This is a genomic window from Alloalcanivorax venustensis ISO4 (assembly GCF_015356855.1).
Lineage (GTDB): Bacteria > Pseudomonadota > Gammaproteobacteria > Pseudomonadales > Alcanivoracaceae > Alloalcanivorax > Alloalcanivorax venustensis.
On sequence record NZ_ARXR01000075.1, the window covers coordinates 1 to 1,104 of the forward strand.

Here is a 1,104-nt window from a genome sequence, read left to right on the forward strand (position 1 = left end):
CGTGGCAAAGGAAAAGTTTGAACGTAACAAACCGCACGTAAACGTAGGCACCATCGGTCACGTTGACCATGGTAAAACCACGCTGACCGCCGCCCTGACGCGGGTCTGTTTCGAGACCTGGGGCACCGGTTCCGCGAGCGCGTTCGATTCCATCGATAACGCGCCGGAAGAGCGTGAGCGCGGTATCACCATCGCGACCTCCCACGTTGAGTACGACTCTCCGAAGCGTCACTACGCGCACGTTGACTGCCCGGGTCACGCCGACTACGTGAAGAACATGATCACCGGCGCGGCGCAGATGGACGGCGCGATCCTGGTGGTGAGCGCGGCCGACGGCCCGATGCCGCAGACCCGCGAGCACATCCTGCTGTCCCGTCAGGTTGGCGTTCCGTTCATCGTTGTGTTCCTGAACAAAGCGGACATGGTGGACGACGAAGAGCTGCTCGAGCTGGTTGAGATGGAAATCCGCGAGCTGCTGAGCGACTACGACTTCCCGGGCGACGACACCCCGATCATCACCGGTTCCGCGCTGAAGGCGCTGGAAGGTGACACCAGCGACATCGGCATGCCGGCGGTAGCCAAGCTGGTTGAGTGCCTGGACGAGTACATCCCGGAGCCGGAGCGCGCCGTGGACCAGCCGTTCCTGATGCCGATCGAGGACGTGTTCTCCATCTCCGGCCGCGGTACCGTGGTAACCGGTCGTGTGGAGCGCGGTATCATCAAGGTGGGTGACGAGATGGAAATCGTGGGTATGAAAGACACCATGAAGACCACCTGCACCGGCGTTGAGATGTTCCGCAAGCTGCTCGACGAAGGTCGTGCCGGCGAGAACGTGGGCGTGCTGCTGCGCGGCACCAAGCGTGACGAAGTAGAGCGTGGCCAGGTACTGGCGAAGCCGGGCTCCATCACCCCGCACACCAAGTTCGAGGGTGAGGTGTACGTGCTGAGCAAGGACGAGGGCGGCCGTCACACCCCGTTCTTCAACGGCTACCGTCCGCAGTTCTACTTCCGGACCACCGACGTGACCGGCGCTTGCCAGCTGCCGGAAGGCACCGAGATGGTGATGCCGGGCGATAACGTGCAGATGAGCGTCGAGCTGATCGC

The 1,104-nt window shown here is 62.7% G+C and carries 1 protein-coding gene; it reads left to right on the forward strand.

All coding sequences use genetic code 11. The annotated features are described in order from the left end of the window. Position 1: 1 nt before the first annotated feature. A partial coding sequence (tuf, locus tag ISO4_RS16820; protein WP_194856981.1) for an elongation factor Tu occupies positions 2 to 1,104 on the forward strand: 1,103 nt, incomplete at its 3' end.